We start from the raw sequence: 3,766 nt of genomic DNA, 5'->3' as shown, positions 1-3,766 counted from the left end.
CGTCAGCTCGCGAATCAGCAGGTACACGATCAGGAGCCGCCCGACTGTCGCGGCCTTGATGCCCGAGATCCAGATCTGCGCGCGTTCACGCAAGCCGTGGCGTTCGAGCAAGCCAATCACTGCCAGTGGCAGCAAGATAATCAGCGGGATGTTGCGCGTCTTGAGAAATCCCGTGCCGATGGCAGTAAGAATTCGATCGATCGGAAAATGCGCCGCCAGCCCGGTGACGATGGCGGCGGCGGCCACGATCAGCATCGGGTTGAAGCGCAGGATAAATCCCACGATGATGACGACCACTCCAATTAGCGGCCATAGATTGACTGCGGTTCCCATTCAGATCTCCAAAGCTCGGGTAATTGACCTGCCGCCTTTGGACGGACCGCTTGCTTTGAGTGGTCTGTTCCATCGGCTCGACGAAAAGCAGCTCTATGGCCGCTTGCTAAAACGCCCCGTGTTGACCCGAGGCGTTGAATAAGTAAATCGAGAGGCGCTGGTTTCAGTTCATGCAGCAACGGCGTGCGCCGCCCGGACTTCGATGCCCGCCGTCTCCAGCGCGCCGCGAATCCGCTTGGCGAAAGCCAGTGCGTGCGCACCGTCGCCGTGAAGGCAGACTGTTTGCGCGTTGATCGGCACCCATTCGCCGCTGACCGCCTGCACGCGCCGTTCGGTTGCCATCGAAAGCGTGCGGGCGAGGACCGCTTCTTCGTCGTCGAGCAGCGCGCCCGGGTCCTTGCGCGGCACGAGCGATCCATCGGCCCGATACCCGCGATCCGCAAACACCTCTTCGATAGCCGCCATGTTCGCCTTGCGGGTGGCATCGACGAGATTGCTGTTTGCCAGGCCAAACACCAGCAGCGACGGATCGAAATCGTGAATGGCCGCAACGATCGCTTCGGCAATTTCAGGGTTCTTCGCGGCCTGGTTATACAGCGCGCCGTGCGGCTTCACGTGCGCGATCCTGCCGCCTTCCGCCTTGGCAATCGCGGCCAGAGCGCCGAGCTGGTACAACACGCCGGCATAGATGTCGGAGGCCGGAATATCCATTTCCTTGCGCCCGAAATTCTCGGGATCGTTGAAGCTCGGATGCGCGCCGATAGCCACGCCCTTCGCCACCGCCCAGCGCACGCAGTCGCGCATGGCCGTGGCGCCGCCCGCGTGCCAGCCGCACGCAACATTCGCCGAGCTCACCAGATCGAGCAGCGCTTCGTCGGAACCACAGCCTTCGCCGAGATCGGCATTCAGATCGATATCCATGGTCGTTCCTTTCACGTTGATTTACCGGTCGTGGCGTTCGGCGTGCATCGCGATCGCCGCTTCAACCTGTTTCACATACATGCGCTCTTCGGCGAGGGCGTGACGCGCGGCCTCGACCGTCGTTTCGATAAAGCGCACACCGCCGTTCAACCGCGCTTGCGCGAGCTTCCACAAATCCGCCCGGATCACCGATCCGATCTTTGGATAACCGCCCGTGGTCTGGGCGTCACCCATGAGCACGATTGGCTGGCCGTTCGGCGGGACCTGGATGGTGCCGGGCAGCACCGCGTGCGAGAGCAGATCGGCCTTATCGGTACGTTCCAGCACCGTTCCCGCGAGCCGGAAACCCATGCGGTTGCTGTTCGGCGTGATAGTCCATTCTTCGTCCCAGAAATCGTGCTGCGCCGTTTTCGTGAATGTCTCGTATTCGGGACCGCGTAAAACCCGGACCGGGAGCGACCACGCGTTGCCCGCCGTATGTTTGCCGCGCCGCACCGGTTCTTCGACGTACACGAATTTGCACCATGCGGGCGCTTTCACGCCGAATGCCACGCCCGTGGGCGAGAACGCGCCGTTCTTCGGCGGCTGCGGCACGCCGGTCGCAAGACGGTCGCCATCACGCACCGCCCGGCCCCCGAGGCCGCCGAAACACGCGCCGAGATCCGTGCTGCGCGAACCCAGCATGGGCAGGACATCGATACCACCCGCCACGCACACGTACCCCCGCATGCCGTGCTTGGCGCCACGCAGCGTCAGTTCCTGGCCGGCCTGGACGGGAAGACTCCACCACGAGTAGACGGGTTTGTCGTCGAGTGTCGCGCCGAAATCCGTACCCGTGATCGCGATGCGCGTTGCTCGCGTGAAGCGCAAGGTTGCCGGCCCGAGCGTCAATTCGATACCCGCCGCATCCGGCCGGTTGCCCACGATCCGGTTGCCAATTTCCAGCGACAAGGCGTCGAGCGCACCGCCCGAACTCACGCCCAGATGCCTGTACCCATGACGCCCGAGGTCCTGCACTGAAGACAGCATGCCGGCGCGAATCACGTCGATCATGCGAGCACCTCCAGCGCGATGAATCGCACGTGATCGCCCGGTTGCATCAGCGTGGGCGGGTTGCGGGCGGGATCGAACAGCTTGACGTCCGTGCGCCCGAGCAACTGCCAGCCACCCGGCGACACCGCCGGATAAATCCCTGTCTGCTCGCCCCCGATCCCCACGGACCCCGCCGGCACTTCCAGCCGCGGCTTCGCGTGACGCGGGGCGTTGAGCGTCGGATCGAGGCCGCCGAGGTAAGCAAATCCCGGCTGAAAACCCAGGAAGAACACGATGTAATCGGCTTGCGTGTGCCGCTTCACGAGTTCATCGATATCCAGCTTCAAATGCTTCGCCAGCGACGCCAGGTCCGGCCCGTCCGCCCCGCCGTAGCGCACGGGAATTTCGATTTCGGTGGTCCCGACATCCGCTTCCAGCGCCTCGTCCCAGGCGCTCTTCAGTTGCTGCGCGAGGTCGGTCTGCTCCAGTTGGAGCGGATCGAAGACGAGTGTCAGGTTGTTCATGCCCGGCACCACCTCGACGACATGCGGCCAGAGCCTCGCCGCGTCGGCGAGCGCCCACATGCGGCGCTGGCATTCGAGCGTGGCGGGCGCGGGCGCTTCGCAAACAAGCGCGGTGTCGCCGAGTGGATGTATTTTGGGTGGTGTCATGCTGACCTTGCCGGTAGTCGAGGGTGTGCCTCGATTCGATCATGGAATGTACATCGTCAATAAATTATCGACAATTTATCAATAAGAATGTGAGTTTGTTATTGAAATTTCGGTCGATACGCTACACTCGCTGGCACATTGTTTCGTTGAATGCCATGTCTCGCCACCCGACCAAGATTGTTTCCTCCGAGCATCTCGTATCCGAAACCAGCGCGGAGTTGTCCGAGCTCGAGTACGGTTTGATCATGGCCGGCAACGCGTTCAACCGATGGATGGTGCGCTGCATGTCGGCGGCGGGCGCGAAGGACATGACGGCGGTGGAAGTATCGCTGCTGCATCATGTCAGTCATCGTGACCGCAAGAAAAAGATCGCCGATATCTGCTTTGTTCTCAATATAGAGGACACGCACGTTGCGAGCTATGCCTTGAAGAAGTTGATGGCGCGGGGCTATGTGGCGAGCGAAAAGGTGGGGAAGGAGGTGTTCTTTTCCGCAACGCCGGCGGGGCGGGAGCTGTGCGGGAAGTATCGGGAGGTGCGGGAGAGCTGTTTGATCAGCGCGCTGAAAGAGAGCGGGCTTTCGAACGAGCAGATTGGAGAGGCGGCGCAATTGCTGCGTAATGCCTCGGGGTTGTACGATACGGCGGCTCGCGCCGCTGCCTCACTATAGGGTTTTCGTTCGCACTTGGGCTGGGGTTTGGCGGTTGGGGTTGGTGCTGGGTTGTTGCTCTTTGGGCTACCGCGCGTTCTGTTCTAGCTGATTTTTTTAGCACTATTAGCCACTGTCCGTGGCGGGACTTCATTTCTTTTT

At 61.8% G+C, this 3,766-nt stretch carries 5 protein-coding genes; 1 reads left to right on the top strand and 4 read right to left on the bottom strand.

All coding sequences use genetic code 11. The annotated features are described in order from the left end of the window. The 4 genes from ACFFAR_RS27495 to pxpB all read right to left on the bottom strand — a co-directional run. A partial coding sequence (locus ACFFAR_RS27495) for a 5-oxoproline transporter, DUF969 family subunit (protein WP_375508847.1) occupies window positions 1-333 on the bottom strand: 333 nt, incomplete at its 3' end. A gap of 168 nt (window positions 334-501) precedes the next feature. Continuing rightward, the gene (gene pxpA / locus ACFFAR_RS27490) at window positions 502-1,254 is read right to left on the bottom strand and encodes a 5-oxoprolinase subunit PxpA (RefSeq protein WP_375508846.1); all 753 of its coding nucleotides are present in this window, start codon (window positions 1,252-1,254) and stop codon (window positions 502-504) included. 21 nt (window positions 1,255-1,275) lie between these two features. Further along, the gene (locus ACFFAR_RS27485; protein WP_375508845.1) at window positions 1,276-2,307 is read right to left on the bottom strand and encodes a biotin-dependent carboxyltransferase family protein; all 1,032 of its coding nucleotides are present in this window, start codon (window positions 2,305-2,307) and stop codon (window positions 1,276-1,278) included. Continuing rightward, window positions 2,304-2,957 carry a 5-oxoprolinase subunit PxpB gene (gene pxpB / locus ACFFAR_RS27480; protein ID WP_062168323.1) on the bottom strand — a complete coding sequence of 218 codons (654 nt, stop codon included), beginning with the start codon at window positions 2,955-2,957 and terminating at the stop codon, window positions 2,304-2,306. The genes ACFFAR_RS27485 and pxpB overlap by 4 nt, the downstream gene beginning before the upstream one ends. 155 nt (window positions 2,958-3,112) lie before the next feature. Here pxpB and ACFFAR_RS27475 point away from each other — a divergent pair, with 155 nt between their 5' ends. Then, a complete protein-coding gene (locus tag ACFFAR_RS27475) occupies window positions 3,113-3,625 on the top strand; it encodes a winged helix DNA-binding protein (protein ID WP_375508848.1) in 513 nt (170 codons plus the stop codon). The last annotated feature ends 141 nt before the right edge of the window (window positions 3,626-3,766 follow it).

The sequence above is a fragment of the uncultured Caballeronia sp. genome (genome assembly GCF_964243625.1).
Classification (GTDB): Bacteria; Pseudomonadota; Gammaproteobacteria; order Burkholderiales; family Burkholderiaceae; genus Caballeronia.
The sequence above is the reverse complement of the archived record's forward strand: the minus strand, read 5'-3'. Positions and strand labels throughout refer to the sequence as shown.